General features: G+C 69.0%; 21 protein-coding genes. 13 read left to right on the forward strand and 8 right to left on the reverse strand.

Annotated features, from left to right (window positions below):
• Positions 1 to 49: 49 nt before the first annotated feature.
• Positions 50 to 1048 (forward strand): Bug family tripartite tricarboxylate transporter substrate binding protein, encoded by a 999-nt coding sequence (locus RR42_RS36310; protein WP_043357160.1) that lies wholly within the window; start codon positions 50 to 52, stop codon positions 1046 to 1048.
• 215 nt (positions 1049 to 1263) lie between these two features.
• A complete protein-coding gene (locus RR42_RS36315) occupies positions 1264 to 1950 on the forward strand; it encodes a histidine phosphatase family protein (protein ID WP_043357162.1) in 687 nt (228 codons plus the stop codon).
• Positions 1951 to 2035: 85 nt separating this feature from the next.
• On the opposite strand, the gene RR42_RS36320 is transcribed toward RR42_RS36315, so the two are convergent.
• The 3 genes from RR42_RS36320 to RR42_RS36330 form a co-directional block, all read right to left on the reverse strand.
• Complete coding sequence (locus tag RR42_RS36320; protein WP_043357164.1) at positions 2036 to 3214, reverse strand: acetyl-CoA C-acetyltransferase; 1179 nt, start codon at positions 3212 to 3214, stop codon at positions 2036 to 2038.
• 179 nt (positions 3215 to 3393) lie between these two features.
• Positions 3394 to 3858, reverse strand: a complete 465-nt coding sequence (locus tag RR42_RS36325; protein WP_043357166.1) for a PaaI family thioesterase — start codon at positions 3856 to 3858, stop codon at positions 3394 to 3396.
• 12 nt (positions 3859 to 3870) lie between these two features.
• On the reverse strand, positions 3871 to 4845 hold the full coding sequence (locus tag RR42_RS36330; RefSeq protein WP_043357169.1) for an NAD(P)H-dependent flavin oxidoreductase: 975 nt from the start codon (positions 4843 to 4845) through the stop codon (positions 3871 to 3873).
• A 185-nt stretch (positions 4846 to 5030) separates the two neighbouring features.
• Here RR42_RS36330 and RR42_RS36335 point away from each other — a divergent pair, with 185 nt between their 5' ends.
• From RR42_RS36335 to RR42_RS36375, 9 genes are all read left to right on the forward strand, one after another.
• On the forward strand, positions 5031 to 5918 hold the full coding sequence (locus RR42_RS36335) for a crotonase/enoyl-CoA hydratase family protein (RefSeq protein ID WP_043357172.1): 888 nt from the start codon (positions 5031 to 5033) through the stop codon (positions 5916 to 5918).
• A 17-nt stretch (positions 5919 to 5935) separates the two neighbouring features.
• The gene (locus RR42_RS36340) at positions 5936 to 6607 is read left to right on the forward strand and encodes a nitroreductase (RefSeq protein ID WP_043357174.1); all 672 of its coding nucleotides are present in this window, start codon (positions 5936 to 5938) and stop codon (positions 6605 to 6607) included.
• A gap of 142 nt (positions 6608 to 6749) precedes the next feature.
• Entirely contained in the window at positions 6750 to 7784 is a 1035-nt protein-coding gene (locus RR42_RS36345; RefSeq protein WP_052495202.1) for a 4-hydroxyproline epimerase, read from the forward strand.
• Complete coding sequence (locus RR42_RS36350) at positions 7781 to 8950, forward strand: NAD(P)/FAD-dependent oxidoreductase (protein WP_052495203.1); 1170 nt, start codon at positions 7781 to 7783, stop codon at positions 8948 to 8950. The genes RR42_RS36345 and RR42_RS36350 overlap by 4 nt, the downstream gene beginning before the upstream one ends.
• Positions 8928 to 9191, forward strand: a complete 264-nt coding sequence (locus tag RR42_RS36355; protein ID WP_201777379.1) for a 2Fe-2S iron-sulfur cluster-binding protein — start codon at positions 8928 to 8930, stop codon at positions 9189 to 9191. The genes RR42_RS36350 and RR42_RS36355 overlap by 23 nt, the downstream gene beginning before the upstream one ends.
• A complete protein-coding gene (locus RR42_RS36360; RefSeq protein ID WP_052495204.1) occupies positions 9188 to 10489 on the forward strand; it encodes an NAD(P)/FAD-dependent oxidoreductase in 1302 nt (433 codons plus the stop codon). Before RR42_RS36355 ends, RR42_RS36360 begins: the two co-directional genes overlap by 4 nt.
• Positions 10490 to 10629: 140 nt before the next feature.
• Complete coding sequence (locus RR42_RS36365; RefSeq protein WP_144410054.1) at positions 10630 to 11505, forward strand: AraC family transcriptional regulator; 876 nt, start codon at positions 10630 to 10632, stop codon at positions 11503 to 11505.
• Positions 11506 to 11710: 205 nt separating this feature from the next.
• Positions 11711 to 12637 carry a dihydrodipicolinate synthase family protein gene (locus RR42_RS36370; protein ID WP_043357176.1) on the forward strand — a complete coding sequence of 309 codons (927 nt, stop codon included), beginning with the start codon at positions 11711 to 11713 and terminating at the stop codon, positions 12635 to 12637.
• Positions 12638 to 12739: 102 nt separating this feature from the next.
• Complete coding sequence (locus RR42_RS36375) at positions 12740 to 14314, forward strand: APC family permease (RefSeq protein ID WP_043357178.1); 1575 nt, start codon at positions 12740 to 12742, stop codon at positions 14312 to 14314.
• Between the two features lie 128 nt (positions 14315 to 14442).
• Here the strand turns inward: RR42_RS36375 and RR42_RS36380 are convergent, their stop codons facing one another.
• Together RR42_RS36380 and RR42_RS36385 are read right to left on the reverse strand one after the other, a co-directional pair.
• The gene (locus tag RR42_RS36380; protein WP_043357180.1) at positions 14443 to 17214 is read right to left on the reverse strand and encodes a LuxR C-terminal-related transcriptional regulator; all 2772 of its coding nucleotides are present in this window, start codon (positions 17212 to 17214) and stop codon (positions 14443 to 14445) included.
• Between the two features lie 205 nt (positions 17215 to 17419).
• The gene (locus RR42_RS36385) at positions 17420 to 18964 is read right to left on the reverse strand and encodes an AMP-binding protein (protein ID WP_043357183.1); all 1545 of its coding nucleotides are present in this window, start codon (positions 18962 to 18964) and stop codon (positions 17420 to 17422) included.
• Between the two features lie 292 nt (positions 18965 to 19256).
• Between RR42_RS36385 and RR42_RS36390 the strand changes: the two genes are divergently transcribed.
• The gene (locus RR42_RS36390; RefSeq protein WP_043357185.1) at positions 19257 to 20402 is read left to right on the forward strand and encodes an acyl-CoA dehydrogenase family protein; all 1146 of its coding nucleotides are present in this window, start codon (positions 19257 to 19259) and stop codon (positions 20400 to 20402) included.
• 47 nt (positions 20403 to 20449) lie between these two features.
• Positions 20450 to 21685 (forward strand): acyl-CoA dehydrogenase family protein, encoded by a 1236-nt coding sequence (locus RR42_RS36395; protein ID WP_043357187.1) that lies wholly within the window; start codon positions 20450 to 20452, stop codon positions 21683 to 21685.
• A gap of 6 nt (positions 21686 to 21691) precedes the next feature.
• Here the strand turns inward: RR42_RS36395 and RR42_RS36400 are convergent, their stop codons facing one another.
• The 3 genes from RR42_RS36400 to RR42_RS36410 form a co-directional block, all read right to left on the reverse strand.
• Positions 21692 to 22090 carry a DUF7696 family protein gene (locus RR42_RS36400; RefSeq protein ID WP_043357189.1) on the reverse strand — a complete coding sequence of 133 codons (399 nt, stop codon included), beginning with the start codon at positions 22088 to 22090 and terminating at the stop codon, positions 21692 to 21694.
• Between the two features lie 27 nt (positions 22091 to 22117).
• The gene (locus RR42_RS36405; RefSeq protein WP_043357191.1) at positions 22118 to 22828 is read right to left on the reverse strand and encodes a helix-turn-helix transcriptional regulator; all 711 of its coding nucleotides are present in this window, start codon (positions 22826 to 22828) and stop codon (positions 22118 to 22120) included.
• A gap of 1027 nt (positions 22829 to 23855) precedes the next feature.
• Entirely contained in the window at positions 23856 to 25433 is a 1578-nt protein-coding gene (locus tag RR42_RS36410) for a fatty acid--CoA ligase (protein ID WP_043358564.1), read from the reverse strand.
• Between the last annotated feature and the right edge of the window lie 15 nt (positions 25434 to 25448).

Raw genomic sequence — 25448 nt, forward strand, 5'->3', positions numbered from 1 at the left:
TCTGCCCGGAGCGCGCGCCGGATCCCATAAGAGCCCGAGGAGACAAGACATGACAATACGCAGCCCGTTCTGCGGGAAGGCGGCCGTCCTGCTGGCCTGCGCGTGCGCGGCACTGCTGCCGCTGGCAGCCCAGGCGCAAGCCAGCTATCCCGCCAAGCCCCTGCACCTGATTGTGCCCTACCCGGCCGGCGGCCTCACCGACACGCTCTCGCGCACGCTGGCCGAAGGCCTGGGCAAGCGGCTGGGACAAACCGTGGTAGTGGAGAACAAAGGCGGCGCCGGCGGCATCATCGGCACCGACTATGTGGCCAAGTCGGCGCCCGATGGCTACACGCTGCTGCTGACCATCCCCGGTCCCATCACCGCCAATCTCGCCCTCTACAAGAAGCTGCCCTACGACCCGCGCACCGACCTGCGCCAGGTGTCCGACATCGCCATGGCGCGCACGGTGCTAGCCGTCAACGGCACGCTGCCGGTGAAGACCGTGGCGGAACTGATCGCTTATGCCAGGAAGGAACCCGGCAAGCTGCGCATGGGCTCCTGGGGCCCGGGCACGCAGCCGCACACCATCCAGGCCTACCTCGACAAAACCTACGGCGTCGATATCCTGCACGTGCCGTATCGCGGCGAAGGCCCGATGGTAAGCGACCTGCTCGCCGGCCAGGTCAACATGACGGTTGGCTCGGTGACCTCGCTCAAGCAGCACTTCGCCAGCGGCAAGCTGCGAGCGCTGGCCGTCACCGGCACCCGGCGCGCCAAAGCCTTGCCCGACGTGCCAACCTTTGCCGAAGCCGGCTATCCCGACGAGCCGTACAAGCTGACCGGCCCCATCACGCTGCTGGTCCCGGCACGCACGCCTGGCGACATCGTCGAGCGCCTGGGCCGCGAGGTGAGCGCCCTGGTGAAGACGCCGCAGATCAGCCAGCGCATCGAGGACATGGGCGCGGAGCCGATCGGCAACCTGCCGGCCGACGCAGTGGCTGCCTACAAGGCCTACCTGCCGGGCGTGCTCAAGCTGACCGCGGACACCGGGGTGACGCTGGACTAAGGCTGGACTAAGGCTGGACTATGGCTTGGACTGACCCTGCCGCTGTGCAGCGGGATAATGCAGCGCGGCAATGACCGCTATGAATCCGGCGCGGCTTAGCTTGGCCGCCGCGGCCGGCACTCATACAATGGCTGCACCCCGCGCGGCGCTCCCGCGTTCGCGTGCCGATTCCCGTTTTACCGCTTCCCGGGTGCCCACCGGCGCCGACATCACGCATGGCAACGCTCTTCCTGGTACGGCACGGTCAAGCCTCGTTCGGCGCCGCCAACTACGACTGCCTCTCCGACACCGGCCGGCAACAGGCCCGCTGGCTGGGCGAGTACTTCCGCGAGCGCGGCGTCGCGTTCAAGCGGGTGGTTGCTGGTTCGCTGGTGCGCCAGCAGGACACCGCCCTGGAGATCCTGGCCGGCATGGGGGCCGGCGATGTGCCGGTCCAGACGAACATCGAAACCCACCTCGGCCTCAACGAATACGATGGCGAAGCGCTGTACCGCAGCCATACCGGCGGGGCGGATCATCGCGCGCACCAGAACGCTGACTACAACGACTACTGGCGCACATTCCGCGCGGCGTATCAGGCCTGGACGCTGGATCAACTGGTGGGCATGCCGGAATCATGGGCGGAGTTTGGCGGGCGGATCCGCGATAGCTTGCTGCATGCCACGCAAGGGGCTTCGCGGGAGGACGCGGTGTTGGTTGTCAGTTCCGGCGGGGCGATCGGACGGGCTACCGCGGATTTGCTGGGTGCGCCGGCGCAGACTGCGATCGAGTTGAATCTGCAGTTTCGGAATACGGCGTTTTGCGAGATTATTTCCGGGCGCGGGATGCAGCGATTGCTCAGTTTTAATAGTCTGCCGCATCTGGATCGGCTTGACCGGCGGGATGCCATTACGTTTGCTTGAGGTCCCGGGGGGGACAGGCCTGTTGTTGCTGCTGGGGGGACCGCGAAAAGCAGCGAAGCCCCCCAGGAACCACAGCCCTACAACCCTACAGCCGCTCGACAATAGTCACATTCGCCATCCCCCCACCCTCGCACATCGTCTGCAACCCATACCGCTTCCCCTGCGCATGCAGCGCATGCACCAGCGTGGTCATCAGCTTAGCCCCCGATCCACCAAGCGGATGCCCCAGCGCAATCGCCCCGCCATTCACATTCATGCGCGCCGGATCAGCGCCCGTGGTCTGCAACCAGGCCAGCGGCACCGGCGCAAACGCTTCATTGATCTCGAACAGGTCGATATCGCCGATCTTCATGCCGGCCTTGTCCAGCGCCCGCAGCGTGGCCGGCAACGGTGCTTCCAGCATGATCACCGGATCATGGCCCAGCACCGACATATGGTGAATGCGTGCCAGCGGCTTGACGCCCAGCTTCTTCAGGCCGGCTTCGTTGACCACCATCAGCCCCGCCGCGCCATCGCAGATCTGGCTGGCGCTGGCGGCGGTGACGGTGCCGCCTTCCTCGATCAGCTTGACGCTGGAGATGGATTCCAGGCTGGCTTCAAAGCGGATGCCTTCGTCCACCGTATGCAGCTCGCCGTTGGCGCTGCCGTCCGCGGCGCGCACGGCCACGGGCACGATCTCGTCCTTGAAGCGGCCGGCCTGCGTGGCGGCGATGGCGCGGCGGTGGCTTTCCAGCGCGTAGCGGTCCAGGTCGTCCCGCGTGAGGCCGTACTTGCGTGACATCATCTCGGCGCCGGTGAACTGGCTGAACTTCACACCGGGATAGCGTTCCTGCATGGCCGGACTCATCGAGCTGCCGAAGCCGTTCTTGAAGGGCAGCGTGGAGGGCAAGCCCATCGGCACGCGGGTCATGCTTTCCACGCCGGCGGCGATCACGATGTCCATGGTGCCGGACATCACCGCCTGCGCGGCGAAGTGCAGGGCTTGTTGCGACGAGCCGCACTGGCGGTCGACCGAGGTGCCGGGCACGCTTTGCGGCAGCTTCGAGGCCAGCACGGCGTTGCGCGCCACGTTGCCGGCCTGCTCGCCGGCCTGGCCGACGCAGCCCATGATCACGTCGTCGATCAGTGCCGGATCGGCGCCGCTGCGCGCAACCAGCGCATTCAGCACCTGCGCGGCGAGATCCGCCGGATGCCAGCCTGCCAGCTTGCCGCCCTTGCGCCCGCCCGCGGTGCGCGCGGCCGCTACGATGTATGCCTCTGCCATGTCGTCTCCTCTTGTCGTTCCGGGGCGAACCCGCCCGTAATGGCCGTGTCCCGGGAAGGGCACGGCCAAGCCTCGTTATCCTGTTGCGGATTCTGGCGCAGCAGCGGGGCGCCCGGCGTCGTCGGAAGCGACGATTGCGCGGCGCAGCCGACGCGCCAAGCGGCGGCGGCGGCGGCGCATCACGCTCGCGGCGTGAGCACCGAGAAGATGGCGGTGGCGCGCAGCAGGCAACGCTCCCCGGCCATCAGGCGGCAACCGCCGAAGCGCAGCCGGGAGCCCAGCTTGTCGAACTCGACGTGCGCCTCCACCCAGTCGCCCACCCGCGCGGCATCGAAGTAGTCCATGCTGAGGTTGACCGTCACCGCCGGCTGCTTGCGCTCAGTCTCCAGCGCCATCATCATGCCGATGGCGGTGTCGGCCAGCGTGGCCAGCATGCCGCCGTGCGGGATGCCAAGCGGGTTGAGGTGATGCGGCCCGATGCGGATGGCCACTACGCGCCGCGCCCGGTCCACGTAGATCTGTCCGAAGTTCTCGAGGAAGCCCTTGGCGCCGCGCAATGCGACAAAGCCCGGCGGCGGCGCCTCGGCCACATCGGATTGCCCCACGCCCGGGCCGGCATCGGAAAGTTGACTGGCTTGGGCCATGGCTGTGCCGCCTTACGCCGCGAAGTAGCGCGAGGCCACCCCGAGCTGCTCGCGGCATTCGGCCACCATGCGCTCGATCAGCTCGGCGCAGGTCGGGATGTCGTCGATCAGGCCCACGCACTGGCCGGCGCTGATGATTCCGCCGTCGGTCTCGCCGGCGGCGAGCGCGGCCTTGCCGCGTACGCCCGCCACCAGGTGCTTGACGTCCTCGAACTGGGCGCCGCCCGGCTGGCGCTCGATGGTGACGACCTCATCGGAGATGGCGTTCTTGAGCACGCGCGCGGTATTGTGCAGCGTGCGGAAGATCAGGTTGGTGTCGCGCTCGCTGGCGTCCACCAGGGCCTGCTTGACGTTGTGGTGGATCGGCGCCTCGCGCGTGGCGCAAAAGCGCGTGCCCATGTTGATGCCCTCCGCGCCCAGCACCAGTGCCGCCGCCATGCCGCGCCCGTCGGCAATGCCGCCCGAGGCAATCACCGGAATGCCCAGCCGGCGCGCGGCCAGCGGGATCAGCACCATGCCCGGGACGTCGTCCTCGCCCGGGTGGCCCGCGCACTCGAAACCGTCGATGGACACTGCGTCCACGCCCAGGCGCTCGGCCGACATCGCATGACGGATCGCCACGCACTTGTGGATCACCTTGATGCCGGCCGCCTTGGCGCGCGCGATATGCTCCTTGGGATTGTTGCCCGCCGTCTCCAGCACTTTGATGCCGCTTTCGATGATCACATCGAGGTAGCGGGCGTACGGCGGCGGGTTGATGGAGGGCAGCAGCGTCAGGTTGACGCCAAAGGGCTGGTCGGTCAGCTCGCGGGTGCGCCGGATCTCCGCGGCCAGCGCTTCCGGGGTGGGCTGGGTCAGCGCGGTGAGCACGCCAAGCCCGCCGGCGTTGGAGACCGCGGCGGCCATCTCGGCGTAGCCAACCCACTGCATGCCGCCCTGGATGATGGGGTAGCGGGTGCCCAGCAATTCGGTGATGCGCGTCTTCATGATGTTCCTTCTGGCTTCTGGTCTTTGTGTTCCATGCTCGGTCTTCTGCCTGGCTCAGGCCGCCAGGCGTCCTGGCGCCAGTCTACGGCGGCGCTGCCGTCCCTACCTCGTCGGATTCGACGATTGCAGGCGCCCGATTCTGCACTACCTTACCCACACCCATTTCGAGAGAGCCAAGGCCAGCCATGAGCACCCCGAACCCAGCCATCCCCCCCAGCTTCGAGACCCTGCAATACGCCGTCGACAAGGGCGTCGCCACCATCACCCTGCACCGCCCGGAAAAGCTCAACGCCTTCACCCCGCGCATGATGCAGGACCTCATCGACGCCTTTGACGCCACCGACGCCGACGACGATGTCCGCGCGGTGATCGTCACCGGCTCCGGGCGCGCCTTCTGCGCCGGCGCCGACCTGTCCTCCGGCGGCTCCACCTTCGATTACGAGAAGCGCTACGGCGCCAGCCAGGAAGCCGCCCACCGCGATGGCGGCGGACGCGTGGCGCTGCGCATCTTCCGCAGCCTCAAGCCGGTCATCGCGGCGGTCAACGGGCCGGCGGTGGGCATCGGCGTGACCATGCAGTTGCCGATGGACATCCGCCTGGCCTCGACCGATGCCAGGTTCGGCTTCGTGTTCGCGCGCCGCGGCATCACGCCCGAGGCGGCATCGTCGTGGTTCCTGTCGCGCGTGGTGGGCATTTCCACCGCGCTGGAATGGTGCTACACCGGCCGCGTGTTCTCGGCGCAGGAGGCGCTGGAGCGCGGGCTGGTGCGCTCGCTGCACGCCCCCGAGGACCTGTTGCCGGCCGCGCAGGCGCTGGCCCGTGAGATCGCCGACAATGCCGCGCCGGTTTCCGTCGCCATCTCGCGCCAGTTGATCTGGCGCATGGCCGGGGCCAGCCACCCGATGGAGGCGCACCGCCTGGACAGCCGCGCGATCCAGTCGCGCGGCCAGTCGGCCGACGTCAAGGAAGGCGTCAGCGCCTTCCTGGAAAAGCGCCCGGCCAGCTTCCCCGAGCGCGTGTCGCAGGACATGCCGGACTTCTTCGACTGGGGCAACGAGCCGCCCTTTATCTGATCCCCAAGGAGAACTGCGTGAAAGTCAGCATGGCAGTCCAGAGCCGCAAATCGGTGCGCGGCTTCCTTCCCACGCCGGTGCCGCCGGAGATCATCCGCGACGTGCTGGAGCAGGCCGCGCGCGCGCCATCGGGCGGCAACCTGCAGCCGTGGCACCTGCACGTGGTGGGCGGCGAGCCGCTGGCGCGGCTCAAGGCCACCATGCGCGAACGCGTCGCCGGCGCGCCCCGCGGCGAAGGGACCGAGTATGACGTCTACCCGCGCGAGCTGGTCTCGCCTTATCGCGAACGGCGCTTCCAGGTAGGCGAGGACCTCTATCGCTGCCTGGGCATCCCGCGCGAGAACAAGCCGGCGCGCCTTGCCCAGTTTGCCAATAACTTCACGTTCTTCGGCGCGCCGCTGGCGTTGTTCTGCACGGTGGACCGCCGCATGGGCCCGCCGCAATGGTCGGACCTGGGCATGTACCTGCAAACGGTGATGCTGCTGCTGCGCGAGCACGGGCTGGACAGCTGCGCGCAAGAATGCTGGGCGATGTATCCGGAAACCATTGCGGGCTTTCTCTCCCTGCCCGCCGAACGCATGCTGTTTACCGGCATGGCGATCGGCTACGAGGATCCGGCAGCGGCGGTCAACCAGTTGCGCGCCACGCGCGCACCGCTGGGAGAGTTCACGGAGTTCATCGGCATCTGAGGCCCCTGCGGCAAGCGGTGGGCAGCGGCTTGCCACTATGCCGATTTCGTCGCCGCCGCTGGGGAAAGGCGACAAGCCGGCAGGGAGCGGTCATGCCACGCTGTAGGGGTCATCCACTCCTGGCCCCCTGGGCATTCCCGCCATGCCTGCGCACGCCCTGCCTTCCCCTGCACGCCCCACGGCGTCTTCACCGCCCGCTCCCCGCCGGATCAGGGTGATCGACTCCCACACCGGCGGCGAACCCACCCGGCTGGTCATCGACGGCTTCCCCGATCTCGGCCGCGCCAGCATGGCCGCGCGGCTGGACCGGCTCGCGCGCGAGTACGACCACTGGCGCGCCGCCACCGTGCTGGAGCCGCGCGGCAGCGACGTGATGGTAGGCGCGCTGCTGTGCCCGCCGGTATCCGCCGATGCCTGCGCGGGCGTGATCTTCTTCAACAACAGCGGCTACCTGGGCATGTGCGGCCACGGCACCATCGGGCTGGTGGCCTCGCTGGCACATCTCGGGCGCATCGCGCCGGGGCGGCACCGGATCGATACGCCGGTGGGCACAGTGGAGGCCACGTTGCATGAAGACGGCTCGGTCGGCGTGCGCAATGTGCCCGCCTGGCGCTACCGGCATGCGGTAGCCGTCGACGTGCCGGGCCACGGCCGCGTCACCGGCGACATCGCCTGGGGCGGCAACTGGTTCTTCCTGACCGAATCCCATGGCCAGCGCATCGAGCGCGACAACCTCGATGCACTGACCGCGTTCGCCTGGGCCGTGCGGCAGGCACTCGAACGGGCGGGCATCGCGGCGCCGCACGGCGCGCCGGTCGACCATATCGAACTGTTCTGCACGCCCGACGGCGCCGATGACGCCGACAGCCGCAACTTCGTGCTGTGCCCGGGCAAGGCCTACGACCGCTCTCCCTGTGGCACCGGCACCAGCGCCAAGCTCGCCTGCCTGGCCGCGGACGGCAAGCTCGCGCCCGGCACACCCTGGCGCCAGGCCAGCGTGACCGGCAGCCGCTTCGTGGCGCACTATGCGCCCGCCAACGAACCGGGCCGCATCATCCCGACCGTGCACGGCCACGCCCATGTGTATGCCGAGGCCACGCTGCTGATCGCGCACGACGATCCCTTCGCCTGGGGCATCGGCGCCCGGGGTATCGGCGCCCGGGGTATCGGCACATGAAGCCCGCGCAGGCTTACGGCGATGTCATCGTCATCGGCGCCGGGATCGTCGGCGCGGCCTGCGCCTTCGAACTGGCCGGGCACGGGCTGGATGTCTGCGTGCTGGACAGCCGCGCCGGCGGCGCCACCCATGCGGGCATGGGCCATTTGGTGATGATGGACGACACCGCGCCAGAACGCGACCTGTGCGCCTGCTCGCTCAGGCTCTGGCGGGAGCTCGCCCGCGACATGCCGCCTGGCTGCGCCTATCGCCAGTGCGGCACGCTGTGGGTGGCCGGCGATGCCGCGGAAATGGCGCTGGCCCGCCAGCGCCAGGACGCGCTGCGGGCGCAGGGCATCCCGTGCGCCATGCTGGATGGCGGCGAACTGGCGCGCCACGAGCCCATGCTGCGGCCGGGCCTGGCGGGAGCGCTCAAGGTCGCGGGTGACGCCATCGTCTACGCCCCGGCCGTGGCATCATGGCTGCTCGCGCAGAGGGCGTCGCGGATAAGCCTCCTGCACGCCACGGTGAGCGCGGTGCAGGCAAACCATGTCACCCTGGAAGACGGCAGGCGGCTCACCGCCGCCGCGGTCGTCGTCGCCAACGGCATCCAGGCCACGCAACTGCTGCCAGCGCTGCCGATCCGCGCCAGGAAGGGGCATCTCGTCATTACCGACCGCTACCCGGCCTGCGTGAACCATCAGCTGGTCGAACTCGGCTATGCCGCGAGCGCGCACCACAGCGACGGGATCTCGGTCGCCTTCAATGTGCAACCGCGCCCAACGGGCCAGTTGCTGATCGGCTCGTCGCGCCAGTTTGACAGCCTCGATGCCGCGGTGGACACCCAGGTGATGGCCCGCATGCTCCGGCGCGCCACCGCCTACCTGCCCGCCCTCGCCGACATGAACGCGATCCGCTGCTGGACCGGCTTTCGCGCCGCCACGCCCGACGGGCTGCCCATCGTCGGCGCCCACCCCGGACAGCCGGGCCTGTGGCTGGCGGTGGGCCACGAGGGCCTGGGCGTGACCACCGCGCCCGCCAGCGCGCGCCTGCTGGCGGCGCTGCTGCTGGGCCACCGGGCCCCGGTCGATCCGGCGCCTTTTTCCTTCAGCCGCTTCGCCGCAGCCACGCAGACCGCTCCTGGCCCCGGCAGGGAGAACAAGCATGAAACGCAACCGAGCCGGTAACCCGACTGTGAACGTCCTCCTGGATGGCAGTGCGCTGCGGGTGCCGGCGGGTATCTCCGTGGCGGCGGCCGTGGCCTATAGCGACCGGCCATTCACCCGCCGCGCCTGCGGCGGCGGGCCGCGCGCGCCGTTTTGCGGCATGGGCATTTGCCAGGAATGCCGCATGACCATCGACGCCCGGCGCCGGCTGGCGTGCCAGATCACGTGCCGGGAGGGCATGGTGCTGGAGCGCACGCCATGAGCCCGCAGCAATCCGGCATCGGCCAGGCACCGGCCTCTTGCCAGCGCCGCTACGACGTGCTGATCGTCGGCGCCGGGCCCGCGGGCATGGCGGCGGCGCGCGCGGCGGCCGCGAGCGGCTGCAGCGTCGCACTGATCGATGACAACCCGGCGCCCGGCGGGCAGATCTGGCGCGACGGGCCGGGCGGGCGGCTGCCATGGCAGGCGCGCAGCCTGCGCCACGCCATCGCCGCGCAAGACCGCATCGCGCTGTTCGCCTCGACGCGCGTCATCGCGGCGCCAGCGTCCCGCACGCTGCTGGTCGAGAACGACGAGAGCGCCATGCACCTGCAATTCCGCAACCTGATCCTGTGCACCGGTGCGCGCGAACTGCTGCTGCCTTTTCCCGGCTGGACCCTGCCCGGCGTGACCGGGGCGGGCGGGTTACAGGCTCTGGTCAAGGCGGGCACGCCGGTCAGGGGCGAGCGCATCGTCATAGCCGGCAGCGGGCCGCTGCTGCTGGCGGCGGCCGCCACTGCGCGCCGGCACGGCGCGCACGTTGCGCGCATTGCCGAGCAGGCGCCGCTGTCACGCCTGACGCGTTTTGCTGGCGCGCTGTGGCGCTGGCCGTCCAAGGCGGCACAGGCGGTGGCGCTGCTCGATGGCCACTATCGGGCGAGCTCCCATGTGCTGGAGGCACTGGGTGAGGAGCGCCTGCAAGCAGTGCGCATCCGCCAGGGCGGGCGTACCGTGGCGCTTGCCTGCGACCGGCTGGCGTGCGGCTTCGGGCTGGTGCCGAATACCGGGCTGGCCGTGCTGCTGGGCTGCGCGCTCGACGCCGTATCGGATGCGATTGCCGTCGATGCGCTCCAGCGCACCGGCCTGCCTCACGTCTATGCGGCGGGCGAATGCACGGGTATCGGCGGCAGCGAGCTGGCCCTGATCGAAGGCAGGATCGCCGGCTACGCGGCCGCGGGCGCCGACGAGCGGGCCAGCGCGCTGACGGCGAAGCGCGCGCGCTGGCACGCGTTCGCGCAACGCGTGCGGACCGCTTTCGCGCTCGACCCTGTGCTTGGGACGCTGGCCCGCGCCGACACGCCGCTGTGCCGCTGCGAGGACGTGCCGCTATCGGCCATCCGTGCGCATCCGGATGCCTGGCAGGCCAGGATGCAGAGCCGCTGCGGCATGGGTGCCTGCCAGGGACGTGTCTGCGTCACGGCCGGGCGGCTCCTGTTCGGCTGGGCGCAGTCCACACCGCGCCCGCCGCTGTCTCCCGCCCGGATCGGCACCTTGATGCTGGACGAGAACGGGCGAAGCTGACAGGCTGCGCCAACGCCGCTTGAAATGACGACGGCTGTTACTCCCTCTCCCACAAGTGGGAGAGGGGAGAAGACCAACGGTCAATCCGTGAATCGACGCACCCGGAAATCCGACGAACTAGAAAGTCCTCAGGAGACAGTATGCCGACATCGCTCTCCCTCTCCCTCTGCGCCCCCGCCTTCCTGCCCCGGCAGCCCTCGCCAGCAACGGCAAGCCAGGACGAAGCCGACAACATCACGCACCTCGCCGGCATCTGCGCGGGCATAGCGAAGCAGCGCCCGCGCGACATGGCTACCCTGCTCGATGCCATATCGCTGATCACGCCGTTGCTGAACGCCATTCCCAACGTGGTGTTCTTCATCAAGGACCGCCAGGCGCGCTATCTGGTCGCCAACCTCACGCTGGCCGCCCGCTGCGGCTTCAAGCGCATCGAGCCCCTGCTTGGCAAGACGTCGGCCGAGGTCTTTCCCGCTCATCTCGGCCAGCGCTACACGGAGCAAGACCGGCGCGTCCTGGATACCGGCTGCGCCATTGCGCAGCAGCTCGAGTTGCATCTCTATCCCGCGCGCGACGCAGGCTGGTGCATGACCTGCAAGCGCCCCTTGCTGGATCGCGGCGGCGCCATCATCGGCATGGCCGGCATCTCCCACGACCTGCGCTTCGCCAGGGATACGCATCCGGCCTACCAGCGGCTGGCGGCGGTGGACACCTATATCCGCGAGCACTACATGCGCCCCATCCTGCTATCCGAACTGACGGGGCTGGCCGGCCTGTCGGCGGCGCAGCTCGAGCGCTACTGCAAGCGCATCTTCCACCTGACGCCGCGCCAGATGATCCACAAGGCGAGGCTGGAGCGCGCGTCCGAACTACTGTCCACCGATATGCCGATCACCGACATCGCGCTCGAGTGCGGCTATACCGATCACAGCGCCTTCAGCCGGCAGTTCAAGGCCCTGACCGGGCTGACGCCGCGGCAATTCAGGCCGCCAGCCGGCAGGCCAGGCGCGCACGATTGAGGCGCAATCACGCAATCACGCAAAAAGGCCGCGCGCGTCGAACCCACTCGCGCGGCCGCGCCTGGAGCGAGGCTCGCATTGTGCCGATTTCGTCCACCTTCTTTACGGAAAGTCTCAAGCCCCGACGGCGCGCAACTGCGAACCTGAAGGCTGGTGGCCAGGTGATGCCATGCCGGCACGCCCCACGTACACGAAAGGAGACGATATGAGCCGCAACGCCATCCATTGGAGCGGTGTGTTCCCCGCCGTCAGCACGCAATTCAAGGCCGATTACTCGCTGGATATCGAAGCCACCCACAAGGTGATGTGCAACCTGGTCGCCGACGGGGTCTGCGGCCTGGTGGTGTGCGGCACGGTGGGCGAGAACACATCGATGTCCGCCAGGGAAAAACTTGCCGTCATCGAAGCGGCGAAAGACGCCGCCAGGGGCCGCGTCCCGGTCATCGCGGGCATTGCCGAATTCACCACCGCCTTCGCCCGGGACATGGTGACCGAAGCGGCGCGCGCCGGCGTCGACGGCGTGATGGTGATGCCGGCGCTGGTCTACTCCGCCAAGCCGCACGAAGCCGCCGCGCACTTCCGCGACATCGCCACCGCCACGGACCTGCCGGTCATGCTCTACAACAACCCGCCGGTCTACCGCAGCGACATCACGCCGGACATCCTGGTCTCGCTCGCCGATTGCGAGAACATCGTCTGCTTCAAGGACTCCTCCGGCGATACGCGCCGCTTCATCGACCTGCGCAACGCCGTGGGCGACCGCTTCGTGCTGTTCGCCGGGCTGGACGACGTGGTGCTGGAGAGCATTGCCGTGGGGGCCGATGGCTGGATCTCGGGCATGTCCAACGCCTTCCCGAAGGAAGGCGAGACGCTGTTCCGCCTGGCCCGCCAACGGCGCTTCGACGAAGCGCTGGCGCTATACCGCTGGTTCATGCCGCTGCTGCACCTGGACGCGCGCCCGGACCTGGTCCAGTGCATCAAGCTGTGCGAGGAACTCACCGGGCGTGGGAGCGCGGTCACGCGGCCGCCGCGCATGCCGCTGCAGGGCGAAGCACTGGCACAGGTGATGACGGTGGTCGCTCAGGCCATGGCCACACGCCCGGCGCTGCCGGACGTCGGCCTGCGGGCCTGAGACCGCGCCGCCGGCCCGCGCGGCCGCCATCCACCCGCTCGCCATCGCGCACGGGCGGGCACATCGTCCGGACGACCATCCCCCGATGACCAAGGAGTCCCCATGTCTCCAGTGCAAGGCAAGTTCAAGCGGCAGCTCTCGCTGACCGATCTCACCTTTATCGGCCTGGGCGCGATCTTCGGATCCGGATGGCTATTCGCCGCCAGCCACGTGTCCGCCATCGCCGGACCCGCCGGCATCATCTCCTGGCTGCTGGGCGGATTTGCCGTGCTGCTGCTCGGCATCGTCTACTGCGAGCTGGGCGCGGCACTGCCGCGCGCGGGCGGCATCATCCGCTACCCGGTCTTTTCCCATGGCGAGCTGATGGGCTACCTGATGGGCCTGATCACGCTGATCGCCTTCTCCAGCCTGATCGCCATCGAAGTCGTGGCCGCACGCCAGTATGCGGCGGCCTGGTTCCCCTTCCTGAGCCAGCCGGGATCGAGCAATCCGACCCTGCCCGGCTGGGCGCTGCAGTTCGCGATGCTGTGCCTGTTCTTCGTGCTCAACTACTACAGCGTCAAGACCTTCGCGCGCGCCAACAACATCGTCAGCGTATTCAAGTTCGTGGTGCCACTGCTGGTCATCGTGGTGCTGTTCACGCATTTCAAGCCCGCCAACCTGCAGGTGCATGGCTTCGCACCGTTCGGGCTGTCCGGCATCCAGGCCGCGGTCTCCGCCGGGGGCATCATCTTTGCGTACCTCGGGCTGACGCCGATCATCTCGGTGGCCAGCGAAGTCCGCTCGCCACAGCGCACCATTCCCATCGCGCTGATCCTGTCGGTCTTGCTGTCCACCCTGATCTACGTGCTGCTGCAGATCGCCTTTCTCGGCGGCGTGCCGACCGAGACGCTGTCGGATGGCTGGCGCGGCGTCGGCCAGGCGTTCGCGCTGCCTTACCGCGATATCGCGCTGGCGCTCGGCGTGGGCTGGCTGGCGTTCCTGGTGGTCTCCGACGCGGTGATCTCGCCCAGCGGTACCGGCAATATCTACATGAACGCCACGCCCCGCGTGGTCTATGGCTGGGCGCGCGGCGGCACCTTCTTCAAGTCGTTCTCCCGAATCGATGCGGCCTCGGGGATTCCGCGGCCGGCCTTGTGGCTGACCTTCGCGCTGTCGGTGTTCTGGACCCTGCCCTTTCCCTCGTGGGAGGCCATGATCAACGTGGTGTCGGCCGCACTGGTGCTGAGCTATGCGGTCGCGCCCGTCACGGTAGCCGCATTGCGCCGCAACGCACCCAGCCTGCACCGGCCGTTCCGGGTCAGGTGGCTAGCCGTGCTCGGCCCGCTCTCGTTCATCATCGCCGCGCTGATCGTGTACTGGTCCGGCTGGGGCACGGTGTCCTGGCTGCTGGGACTGCAGATCGCCATGTTCGTGGTCTACCTGCTATGCAGGCGCGCGGTACCCACCCATCGCCTGAGCCTGGCGCAACAGGTGAAGTCGTCGCTGTGGCTGATCGCCTTCTACCTGCTGATCATCGTGGCGTCATACCTTGGCACTTTTGGCGGCATCGGCGCGATCAGCCATCCGTGGGACACAGGCCTGGTGGCGCTCATCGCGCTGGGCATCTATGGCTGGGGAGCCCGCACCGGCATACCTGCCGCGCTGCTGGATCTCGGCGGTGACGATGACGAATAGCCATTGCCTCGATCTCGACCCGGAGCCCCGATGAACGATCCCGGCGCCCCACCACGCCACCACGCCACAGGCGTGCGAAGCGGAACCCCGAATCTTCGTCACCTTGAAATGAATGCGCCTGAGGGCCGCTACAGCAATCCCAGTTGCCGCGCGATGGCAACCGCCTGCGTGCGATTGCTGGCCCGCAGCTTGGCGCTGATATTGCGCAGGTGGGTGCGCACGGTGGTCTCCGAGACAAAGAGCCGATCCGCCATCGCCACATTGGAGAAGCCCTCGGCCAGCAGTTGCAGCACCTTCTGCTCCTTGGGCGTGAGCGGTTCCAGCAGCCCATGGCGCGCCTGCATCGCGGCCGGGTCCACTGGCTCCGGCGCGCCGCCGCAGGCTTGCAGCAGGCGCTCCACATACCCTGCGGGCAGCGCGCTGCCCTGGCGCAGGCAGGCCTCGGCCACCAGCCGGCGCACGTCAGTGCTCTCGTCGGCGAAGATGCGGATGAAGCCTTCCGCCGCGCCGAAGCGCAGCGCTTCGCCCATCGCCTGCAACGCCTGGGGCGCGTCGCCGCTGCGCTGGCAAGCCAGCGCCAGCAGGATGCGCAGCTTGAGCGCCCTGCGCATCAGCTGCGCGCGCTCGGTGGCGGCGAGTTCCGTCTCGATGGCCTCGCGCGTGCGCACGCAGGGCTCGGTAAACAGCGCCAGCCGCAGGCGCCCCATGACCACGTCTTCCAGGTCGTTGGCGAACGAGCTGACCGCGCTCAGGCCGGGACGCGCGCGCCACAGCGCCGGGTCGGCTGCGTGCTGCAGCGCTTGCTCGGCGGCATGCTGATTGCCTTGCAGCAGCGCCAGGCGGGCACGCTCGAGCATGGCGCCCAGCACCAGCCGTGGCAGGCCGCGATGATGGCCAAGGTGCTCGAGGGCGGCCAGCCATTCGTGCGCGCCGTCCACGTCGCCGCGGTCGTAGGCAATGCGGGCCAGTACGGTATGGCCGGTGATGATCTGGTCGGGCAGGCCGAGGTCGCGCGCAAGCGGCACGTACACGGTGAGCAGGCGCTCCGCGCGCTCGCGCTCGTTGATCTCGTAGAGCGCATCGGCCAGCAGGATGCCGGCCATGGCGTTGCCGTTGGTAGGGCCGTAGCGGTTCGGCAGCATCGTGCTGGCGGCAATGCGAAACCGCGCCAGCGCCTGCTGCAGGCGGCCCTGGCGCAGGTCGATCAGCCCCTCCACCGATTCCGAGAAGATCTTGTTGAAGTTGCTGTCGGAGCCGCGCACGACCTGCCGGGCCACGCCCAGCAGGCGCCGCGCCTCGCGGTAGTCGCCGGTAACGGCGGCCATGCGCGCCATCGAGGTGGCCAGGATGGAGTCCGGGAACGGATAGCCCATGGGCAGCGGCAGCGGATCGTCGCGGCTGCAGGCACGCGCCTCGTCGAAGCGGTCCATCATGTTCAGCAGCATATGGCGCAGCGCGCGCACATGCGCCAGCAGGTCGCCCTCGGCGCCGGCCAGCGGGATGGTCTGCAGCAGCGCAATGGCGTCGGCCGGGCCGCGCGTAAACGACAGCGCCCACACATGGGCGATCTGCAGCTTGGGCCACGCGGCCAGTGCGTCGGCCGGCACCGCGTCCAGCCAGCGCGTCAGCAGGCGCATGCGGCCCTGCGCCAGCAACTCGTCCACCTTGCCCGCCAGCAGCGGCAGCGCGTGGTCCACCGCGCCGGCCGCCAGCGCATGCTCGATGGCCGGCACCGGCCGGCCCTGCTGCTCGTACCAGCGCGAGGCGGCCATCTGCAAGGCCGGCACTTCGTGCGGCATGGCCTGCTGCAGCTGCGCACGCAGGAAGCTGGAGAACAGGCTGTGATAGCGGTACCAGCGCACATTGGGCTGATGGGTCTGAGCAGGCGGCTCCGCGCCGCCGTGGCGCTCGCCATCCAGCGGCATCAGGAACAGGTTGGCCCGCTCCAGCCAGGCGAGGATCTCCTCGCTGTCGGCGGTGCCGCTCACGGCATCGCACAACGGCCCGCTGAGCTGGTCAAGGATGGAGGTGCGCAACAGGAATGCACGCACCGCATCGGGCAGGTGCAGGTAGACGTCCTCCACCAGGTAATCGGCAATCGCGGCGTTCGAGCCGGAAAAGCCGGCGATGAAGGCGTCCGGCTGGCCACGCCGCTCCAGCGCCACCGACGCCAGCCACAACGCCGTCGCCCAACCCTCGGTGCGCCGGTGCAGCGTGGAGATGGCCGCGGGCTGCAACGCCAGGCCGCGTGCGCGGCGCAGGAAGGAATCGGTCTCGTCGGCGGTGAAGCGCAGCTGGGCCGGCTCGATCTCCAGCAGCTCGCCGCGCGCGCGCAGCCGCGCCAGCCCCGACTCCGGCACCCAGCGCGTGCCCACCACCAGGCGGGCGCCGGGTGGCAAATGCTCCACCACCTGCCAGACCAGGCCGGCCACGGCGGGGTTCTGCAAGGCCTCGAAGTCATCCAGGAACAGCGTGAAGGGGCGGTCGTGGGCCGCCATGCGGTCGATCAGCGCAAGCGCGTGCTCGCCTGCCGACTGCGGCGCAGGCTGGGCCGCGGCGAGCGGCGCGCCGCCCTTGCGCAGCACCAGCGCGAAGGCGGCTTCGAGCGAGCCGAGAAAACGCGTGGCGTCATTGTCCGCGCGGTCCAGCGTGAGCCAGGCGGTGGCCACGCCTTCGGCGTCCAGCCGCGCCCGGCATTGCAGCATGGCGGTAGTCTTGCCGAACCCGGCCGGCGCGCGCACCAGCACCAGCTTGACGAAGCCGGCAGCGCACACCGCGTCGCAAATGGCGCGGCGCTCCACCTGGAACGGGGTCAGCATGGGCGGGCGCAGCTTCGCCACCAGCGTGGCGGCGCGGGCGGCGCCCCGTTGGCCCGCGCTGGTCTCCTCGATTGTTGCCATTCGCCGTGTCTTCCTGTTGGCGGCGGCATCCACGAGCTGTGGATGCCACGCGATCGGCGCCGGCTTATGCTTGCCGGCTGCTGGCGCCACATGCGCCAGGGATCGAACGGCTGATTATGGCGTAAACGCCCGCCCGGCACGCGACGCGGCCCCGATGCAAGCCCCAATACCGCTTGCCGCCCCCCATGCCGGCCACACAGGCAAGCTATACCAGCTTGTTCTCCCGCCCCGCCCAGTAGCGTTCGCGCAGCAGCCGCTTGAGCAGCTTGCCGGTGGGCAGGCGCGGCAGCTCGGCGGCAAAGTCCACCGAGCGAGGGCACTTGATGGCCGACAGATGGGTGCGGCAGAAGGCCAGCAGCTCGTCGGCCAGGGCCGGGCTGGCGCGCGCCATGTCGAGTGGCTGCACCACCGCCTTGACCTCCTCGCCAAAGTCCTCGTTTGGCACCCCGATCACTGCCACGTCCATGACCTCGGGATGGGTCATCAGCAGGTTCTCGGCCTCCTGCGGATAGATGTTGACCCCGCCCGAGATGATCATGTTGGCCTTGCGGTCGGTCAGGTAGAGAAAGCCCTCCTCGTCCACGTAGCCGACGTCGCCCAGCGTGGTCCAGCCGGCGTGCACCGGGTGGCGCGACTGCGCGGTCTTGTCGGGATCGTTGTGGTAGACGAAGCTGCGCCCCTCGGCGAAGTAGATGGTGCCGGGCTCGCCCGGCGGCAGCAGCGCGCCGCTGTCGTCGCAGATGCGCAGCTGGCCAATGGAGGCACGGCCCACCGTGCCTTTATGGGTGAGCCAGTCGGCCGAACCCACGGCGGTGGAGCCGTTGCCCTCCGTGCCGGCGTAGTACTCCCAGATGATCGGCCCCCACCAGTCGATCATCTGCTCCTTGACGGCCACCGGGCAGGGCGCGGCGGCATGCACGGCAAAGCGCAGCGAGGACACGTCGTGGCGCAGGCGCACATCCTCGGGCAGCTTGAGCATGCGCGAGAACATGGTCGGCACGACCTGGGTATGCGTGATGCGGTGCAGTGCCAGCAGGCGCAGGAATGCTTCCGCGTCGAAATGCTCCATCACCACCGAGGTGCCGCCGAGCTGCTGCACCGCCATGTTGTAGCGCAGCGGCGCGGCGTGGTAGAGGGGAGCCGGCGAGAGGTAGCGCGTGTCCGTCCCAAACTGGTAGAGGGACTGGCACATCAGCACCATGGTGCCAGGCACGTCGATCTGCTGGTTGGCCGGCGGCGTGAAGACACCCTTGGGGCGGCCGGTGGTGCCGGAGGAGTACAGCATGTCGGTGCCCGCGCATTCGTCCTCGATGCGCCACCCGGGGTACCGGGCCAGCGCCGTCTCGTAGGCGGCGAAGCCCGGCACCGCGCCGTCCATCATCAGGCGCGCGACCAGGCCTGGCACCTTGGCCGCCACGCCCTGCGCCACGGCGGCCTGCGCATGCGAGGTGACCAGCATCCTGGCGCCGCTGTCGGCCACGATATGCGCGGCGTCGTCCACGTTCAGGCGCGTGCTGATGCACACGTAGATCAACCCCGAGCGTTGCGCGCCCCAGCACAGCTCGAACAGGCGCGGGTGGTTCTCCAGCAGGAAGGCCACGCGGTCGCCCGGCTGCAGCCCGTGGTCGCGGAACAGCCGCGCCGCCTGGTTGGAGCGCTCGTCGAGCTCGCGGTAAGTAACGACGGTGCCGCCGGCCATGATGATGGCCGGCTTGTCCGGGGTGCGCTGCGCATGAACATGCGGGTGCATGACTGACCCTCCTGGAAGTGGGTGTGGCCGAACTGGGTGACTGGGTGCGTTGGAAACTTCGGTATCGCGGAACCGGCAGGGATGGCATTGCGTGCGGCACATTGTCGGGACAGGCACCCCGGGCGGGCATCGTCGGATGCGACGAACGCGCCTTGATGCAATGCCGCAAACGCCGCTGTGGCCGCCCGTGCCGCGCGCCGCGCGCGGGGGCGATTCGTCGCATCCGACGATGCGAACCGGCGGCCTCTTCACATAATGGCAAGTGCCCCAGCAACCGCGCCAAGGAACCACCGTGGATTTCCAATTCAGCGAAGAACAATCGATGTTGCGCGACACGCTCGCGCGCTACCTGGCCGACCACTACAGCTTCGAAGCCCGCCAGGCGGCAATCCGCTCGCCCGCTGGCTGGCGGGCGTCCTGCTGGCAGGCCCTGGCGCAGGAGCTGGGGCTGCTGGGCGCCGCGTTCCCGGAACGCTTTGGCGGGCTCGGCGGCAATGCCGTCGAACACACGATCGTGATGGAGCAGTTCGGCCGCCACCTGGTGGTCGAACCCTACCTGTCTACCGTTGTGCTCGGCGGCGGGGCCTTGCTGCATGGCAGCGAGACGCTGGCAGCCAGCTGGCTGCCTGCCATCATCGGCGGCGAGGCCACCGTGGCCTGGGCGCACGCCGAGCCGCGCAGCCGCTACTGCCTGCACGATGTACAGGCCAGCGCAGCCCGCGCGCAAGGCGGCTGGCGCCTTGACGGCCACAAGGCCGTGGTGGTGGCCGCGCCGTGGGCCACGCACCTGGTGGTCAGCGCGCGCACCGGCGGCAGCCGGCGCGACCGGGACGGCATCAGCCTGTTCTGGATCGCGCGCGACGCGCCCGGCGTGACGCTGCAGGAATACCCCACCGTGGATGGCTCCCGGGCCGCCGACATACGCCTGGACAACGTCTTCGTGCCGGATGGTGGCTTGCTGGGCGCCGAGGGCGAGGCGCTGACGCTGATCGAGCGCCTGAGCGACGAGGCTGCGGTAGCGCTGTGCGCCGAAGCCGGCGGCGCCATGAGCCGCATGCTCGGCGACACGGTCGACTACGCGCGCCAGCGCAAGCAGTTTGGCGTACCCATTGCCACCTTCCAGGTGCTGCAGCACCGCATGGCCGACATGTATGTGCAACTGGAGCAAACCGTGGCGCTGACGCAAGTCGCCGCCATGCAGGTTGGCGCGCAGCCCACGCAGCGCGCGCTGGCAGCCAGCGCCGCCAAGGCGCAGGCCGGGCAGGCCGGCAGGTTCGTCGGCCAGGCCGCGGTGCAGATCCATGGCGGCATGGGCGTAACGGAGGAGCTGGCGGTTGGCCACTACTTCAAGCGCGTCACCGCGATCGACCTGCAGTTTGGCTCCGCCGAACACCACCTGCGCCGCTACGCCGACCTGCTGTACCCGGTTGCCGCGTGAGCCTGCGCATTCCTGCCCCGCACTGACGAACATCCCGAGGCCCATCGATGAATCTCGATTTCTCCCCGCAAGAGCTGCAGTTCCGCGACGAGGTCCGTGCCTGGATCAAGGAAGCCTTCGACCCCGGCCTCAAGGCCCTGATGGCACGCACCAAGAATGGCTACCTCGACAAGGAAGGCCAGGTGCGCTGGCAGAAGAAGCTGTTCGAGCGCGGCTGGGCCGCGCCCAACTGGCCCGAGGAATATGGCGGCCCGGGCTGGTCCCCGGCGCAGCGCTACCTGTTCCAGGCAGAGACGGCTGCCGCCGGCTGCCCGACGGTGTCGCCGATGGGCCTGAAGATGGTGGCGCCGGTGATCATGAAATACGGCACTCCGGCGCAAAAGGCGCGCTTCCTGCCGCCCATCCTGCGCTCCGACATCTGGTGGTGCCAGGGCTACTCGGAACCCAACTCCGGCTCCGACCTGGCCTCGCTGCAGATGCGCGCCGAGCGCGGGAACGACGCGCACGGCGAGCACTACATCCTCAACGGCTCCAAGATCTGGACCACGCACGCGCAGTGGGCCGACTGGATGTTCTGCCTGGTGCGCACCAGCCGCGACGCGCGCCGCCAGGACGGCATCTCCTTCGTGCTGGTGGACATGCGCACGCCCGGCATCACGGTGGCGCCGCTGCCCACGCTGGATGGCCCGGTCGAGGGACAGCAGGAAGTCAACCAGGTCTTCTTTGAAGATGTGCGCGTGCCGGTGGAAAACCGTATCGGCGAGGAGGGCCTGGGTTGGACCTACGCCAAGTACCTGCTTGAGTTCGAGCGCGGCGGCAGCTACGGCCCGATGTTGCGCCAGCAACTGGCCAAGGTGGCGCGCATCGCGGAGAAAGAGCCCGGCGAAGATGGCGCTCGCTTGCTCGACGACCCGGGTTTTCGCCGCAAGCTGGCCGAGTTGCACATGCGCGCGGCCGCGCTGGAGGCGAGCGAGCTGCGGCTGTTTTCCAACGTGAGCTCGGGCACCTCGATCGGCGCCGCCTCCAGCATGCTCAAGCTGGTGGGCACTGAGACCATCCAGGCCATCAGCGAGCTGGCGGTCGAAGCCGCCGGCCCATACGCGCTGCCCTTCGTGCAGGACGGCTGGGGCGAATTGCAGGGACGCGCCACGGGGCCAAAGGTGGGCCCCGACTATGCCGCGCCGCTGGCGCCGCGCTATTTCAACTACCGCAAGGCATCGATCTACGCCGGCTCCAACGAGATCCAGCGCAACATCATCGCCAAGCTGGTGCTTGGGCTGTAAGCCACGTCAGTGCAGCAGCCCGCCCGCCGGGCTGCGTTCCTGCGAGGCGGCCATGCCGGCTGCCGGCCCTTCGACATCCCTGTAATTCTCGCAGCCCGCGCACTCGACAAAGGGCACGGCCGGCTGGCCGGCGTCGACCTCTTCGCCGGCTTCCAGCGCCGCGGTCACCGTGGCCCGGATCGATTCCGCCTTGAGCAGCAGGCGCAGGGCGATGTCGGCGCCACGGCTGGCCGCCACGCGCGCGATGAAGGCCCGGCGCGCCGGATCGCCCAGCGTGGCGACGTGCGCCGCTTCGCACAGCACATGCCATGCGGCTGGCTGGCCGTCAAACTGCTGCCGGCGGCGCAGCAGGGTGGCGTCGATGGCGGCGGCGATTTCCGCGTCCCTGACGGTGTGATTGCGCATGGTGCTCTCCTGAACGGGAAACTGGGGTTAGGGCCAGACGCGGGCCGCGCCACGATCATTGCTGCCGTGACTGCCGAGCGTCTGGAACCTGGCGCCGCGCTGGCGCGCGGCATGGATGGCTTCGCTCTTGTTGCTGACCTGCAGGCGCTGGTACAGCAGCGCGACATGGCTCTTCACGGTCGCCACCGAGATATTGAGCAGGCGGCTCACGGTCTTGAGCGCATAGCCGTGCGACAGCAGGACCAGCACCTCGTACTGGCGCGGCGTGAGCTTCAACATGCGCGCCTCCTCGCGCAACAGGTCGATGCGCTCGCCTTGCGTCGCCAGTGCCTGCAAAGGCGCCGAGGGGTGCGGGGCCGGCTGGCGCCAGCGCGCGTCATCGGCCAGCACCAGCCGGATCGCCGCCTCGATCGCCGCCAGCGATGACGCCTTGGGCAGCCACCTGCAGATGCCCCACGCCAGGTCCAGCGGCACCACGGGCGGTAGCGTGCCATCGACCAGCAGCAGCAGGTACTGCACCGATAGCACGGTGCGTGCGGTCTCCAGCAACGCGCGCGCGCGATCCTGCGCTGGCGGCAAGCCGAGGATCACCAGCCCGATGTCGTTCATCTGCCCCTGCAGCATGGCGAGATCGGCCGGATCCACGCAGATCACGTGGCCCAGGCCCTCGACGCCACCCAGCATGCGCAGCAGGCCGAGCCGCAAGAGCGGGTTGTCTTCAAGCAGGAGCGCATTCATGACGGCGTGCCTGCGTGCGAGCTGCTGCGTTCCGGTTCCATCTGCTCCCCCTTTGGCAACGACGTGCCCATCCGGCTTGGCTGGTGTTCGCGGCAACGTTGTCACAGGCAATACCGCAAGCCGTGTGCCAGCGGCAAGGCGTTGTGCGCGGCGGATGCGAGGGGGATTGCGGCAGGGGTGGCGCCGGCCGGGAAGGCAGGCGCCATAACGGCTGGCGGGAGGGCGTGCCAGGCAGGCGGGGCCTGGCGGTGCCCCTTGCCAGGCGCGAATGCGCGAGCGGCGGGCCGGCTGCGTGTTACGCGTTACGTAACGTGTTCCGTGGGGCAGGCGGAAGTGGAATGTCAGCTTGCTGACAAGACCGGCTCTGCGTTGTCGTGCTGGAAAACACCACGGGCTTCGCTTTGAGTGGCTCCTGGCTAAGCCACCCCCTCCCCGGCCCTCTCCCCCGGAGGGGAGAGGGAGAGACAGCCGTCGTCATGGCACGCGGATTTGGCCCGTTCGGCGGCTTCGGCAAATGTCTCAGGGTTGCTCCCCTCTCCCACGTGTGGGAGAGGGGCCGGGGGAGAGGGCGGGCGCTCGTTATGCCATCGTGCTGGAAAACACCACGGGCTTCGCTCTGAGTGGCTCCTAGCTAAGCCACCCCTCTCCCCGGCCCTCTCCCCCTGAGGGGAGAGGGAGAGACAGCCGTCGTCATGGCACGCGGATTTGGCGCGTTCGGCGGCTTCGGCAAATGCTCAGGGTTGCTCCCCTCTCCCACGTGTGGGAGAGGGGCCGGGGGAGAGGGCGGGCGCTCGTTATGCCGTCGTGCTGGAAAACACCACGGGCTTCGCTCTGAGTGGCTCCTAGCTAAGCCACCCCTACCCAGGAACCTCCGGCCCTCTCCCCATGAGGGGAGAGGGAGAGACAGCCGTCGTCATGGCACGCGGCTTTGGCCCGTTCGGCGGCTTCGGCTGGTGCTCCGGATTTGTCGGCAATCTGGCATTCAAAAAGAATGTGTCCTGATGATCACTGGCTCGCTGCGCCAGCCTCAGTTGACGCGCCGGTTGTACCCCTCCCAATACGGCTCGCGCAGCTTCCTGCGCAGTAGCTTGCCGGACGGGTTGCGCGGCAGCGCATCGGCAAACTCGATGCTCTTGGGGATCTTGTAGCCGGCCAGCCGCTCGCGCGCCCACGCCACGATGCTGTCGCGATCCGGCGCCTGCCCGGGACGGGGCACGACGATGGCCTTGACCGCCTCGCCCCATTTTTCGTCGGGCACACCGATCACGGCCACATCCGCCACCTGCGGGTGGCCATAGATCGCGCTCTCGACCTCGGCGGGATATACGTTCTCGCCGCCGCTGATGATCATGTCCTTGACCCGGTCGTGGATGTAGACATAGCCCTCGGCATCGAGAAATCCGGCGTCGCCGGTACGCAGCCAGCCGTCAGCGTCGATGGTGCGCGCGGTCTCGTCGGGCTGCTTCCAGTAGCCGGCCATGTTCTGCGGCGAGCGGATCATCAGCTCGCCGACTTCGCCCGGCGGCAGGCGCTGGCCTTCCCAGTCCACCACCACCACTTCCACGCCGGGCAGCGGCTTGCCGGCGGCCCGCATGCGCGGCACGTCGTCGGTGGTGTGATCTTCCGGCGGCAGCGCCACCACCGTGCCAGTGGTCTCGGTCATGCCGTACTGCTGTGCAAACCCGCAACCGAAGACTTCGATGCCTTCGCGCAGCAAGGCGGCCGGGATCGGCGCCGCGCCGTAGAGCAAGGTCTTCAGGCGGGAGTAATCGATGCTTCGCGCGCGCGGATCGCGCAGCACGAACTGCATCGCCGCGGGCACCAGGAACAGCTTGCTGACGCGCTCGCGCTCAAAGAAGTCCAGCACCGCGCCGGGATCGAAATCGCGCGCCACCACGCCCTTGGCCCCCGCGAGCAAGCTGCGCAAGCCCCAGCCTGAGCCACCAATGTGCGCCACCGGCATGGCCACCAGCGAGACATCATCGTCCGTCCAGCGCGACCACGAGATATCTTCGCGCTCGCTGGCCTCGGTGCCGGCGGTCAGGTTGCGGTGGGTCAGCATGGCGCCCTTGGGGCGGCCGGTGGTGCCCGACGTATAAAGCTGCAGCACCACGTCGTGCGCGGCGGGCTGGTGCGCCGGTGGCGTGGGCGCCTGCGCGTCGCGCCAGGCCACGTAGGCGGGCCAGTCCGGCTGGCCGCCTTCCATGGCGATCACCTCGCGCACCAGCGGCAGCGTGGGCAGCAGTTTGCGCACCAGGTCTGCCGATTCCGGTCCCACGAACAGCAGCGCGGCATCGGAGTGACCAACGATATAGCCCACCTCCGGCGGCGCCAGGCGCCAGCTCGCGGGCGCCATCACGGCACCCATCTTGGCTGCCCCCAGCAGCAGCTCGAAGTAGTGATCGCAGTTCTTGCCGATATAGCCGATGCGCTCGCCGGGCCCGACCCCTGCTGCCGCCAGCGCCTGGGCGACACGATCGCTCTGGCGGTCCAGCGCCAGATACGTGGTCAGCCTGCCTTCGAAGGCATAGGCCACCGCGTCGGGCCGCCGCTGCGCGAAGTGGCGCAGCGCATGCGGCAGTGTGGTCAGGTAACTGAAATCCATCAGCGTCTCCTTCTC

The sequence above is a fragment of the Cupriavidus basilensis genome, assembly GCF_000832305.1.
Lineage (GTDB): Bacteria > Pseudomonadota > Gammaproteobacteria > Burkholderiales > Burkholderiaceae > Cupriavidus > Cupriavidus basilensis_F.

What these genes read in the sequence shown, in the direction of transcription:
- RR42_RS36310 (WP_043357160.1), top strand. Translation starts at nt 50, where the DNA reads ATGACAATACGCAGCCCGTTCTGCGGGAAGGCGGCCGTCCTGCTGGCC.
- RR42_RS36315 (WP_043357162.1), top strand. Translation starts at nt 1,264, where the DNA reads ATGGCAACGCTCTTCCTGGTACGGCACGGTCAAGCCTCGTTCGGCGCC.
- RR42_RS36320 (WP_043357164.1), bottom strand. Translation starts at nt 3,214, where the DNA reads ATGGCAGAGGCATACATCGTAGCGGCCGCGCGCACCGCGGGCGGGCGC.
- RR42_RS36325 (WP_043357166.1), bottom strand. Translation starts at nt 3,858, where the DNA reads ATGGCCCAAGCCAGTCAACTTTCCGATGCCGGCCCGGGCGTGGGGCAA.
- RR42_RS36330 (WP_043357169.1), bottom strand. Translation starts at nt 4,845, where the DNA reads ATGAAGACGCGCATCACCGAATTGCTGGGCACCCGCTACCCCATCATC.
- RR42_RS36335 (WP_043357172.1), top strand. Translation starts at nt 5,031, where the DNA reads ATGAGCACCCCGAACCCAGCCATCCCCCCCAGCTTCGAGACCCTGCAA.
- RR42_RS36345 (WP_052495202.1), top strand. Translation starts at nt 6,750, where the DNA reads ATGCCTGCGCACGCCCTGCCTTCCCCTGCACGCCCCACGGCGTCTTCA.
- RR42_RS36350 (WP_052495203.1), top strand. Translation starts at nt 7,781, where the DNA reads ATGAAGCCCGCGCAGGCTTACGGCGATGTCATCGTCATCGGCGCCGGG.
- RR42_RS36355 (WP_201777379.1), top strand. Translation starts at nt 8,928, where the DNA reads ATGAAACGCAACCGAGCCGGTAACCCGACTGTGAACGTCCTCCTGGAT.
- RR42_RS36360 (WP_052495204.1), top strand. Translation starts at nt 9,188, where the DNA reads ATGAGCCCGCAGCAATCCGGCATCGGCCAGGCACCGGCCTCTTGCCAG.
- RR42_RS36365 (WP_144410054.1), top strand. Translation starts at nt 10,630, where the DNA reads ATGCCGACATCGCTCTCCCTCTCCCTCTGCGCCCCCGCCTTCCTGCCC.
- RR42_RS36370 (WP_043357176.1), top strand. Translation starts at nt 11,711, where the DNA reads ATGAGCCGCAACGCCATCCATTGGAGCGGTGTGTTCCCCGCCGTCAGC.
- RR42_RS36375 (WP_043357178.1), top strand. Translation starts at nt 12,740, where the DNA reads ATGTCTCCAGTGCAAGGCAAGTTCAAGCGGCAGCTCTCGCTGACCGAT.
- RR42_RS36380 (WP_043357180.1), bottom strand. Translation starts at nt 17,214, where the DNA reads ATGGCAACAATCGAGGAGACCAGCGCGGGCCAACGGGGCGCCGCCCGC.
- RR42_RS36385 (WP_043357183.1), bottom strand. Translation starts at nt 18,964, where the DNA reads ATGCACCCGCATGTTCATGCGCAGCGCACCCCGGACAAGCCGGCCATC.
- RR42_RS36395 (WP_043357187.1), top strand. Translation starts at nt 20,450, where the DNA reads ATGAATCTCGATTTCTCCCCGCAAGAGCTGCAGTTCCGCGACGAGGTC.
- RR42_RS36400 (WP_043357189.1), bottom strand. Translation starts at nt 22,090, where the DNA reads ATGCGCAATCACACCGTCAGGGACGCGGAAATCGCCGCCGCCATCGAC.
- RR42_RS36405 (WP_043357191.1), bottom strand. Translation starts at nt 22,828, where the DNA reads ATGAATGCGCTCCTGCTTGAAGACAACCCGCTCTTGCGGCTCGGCCTG.
- RR42_RS36410 (WP_043358564.1), bottom strand. Translation starts at nt 25,433, where the DNA reads ATGGATTTCAGTTACCTGACCACACTGCCGCATGCGCTGCGCCACTTC.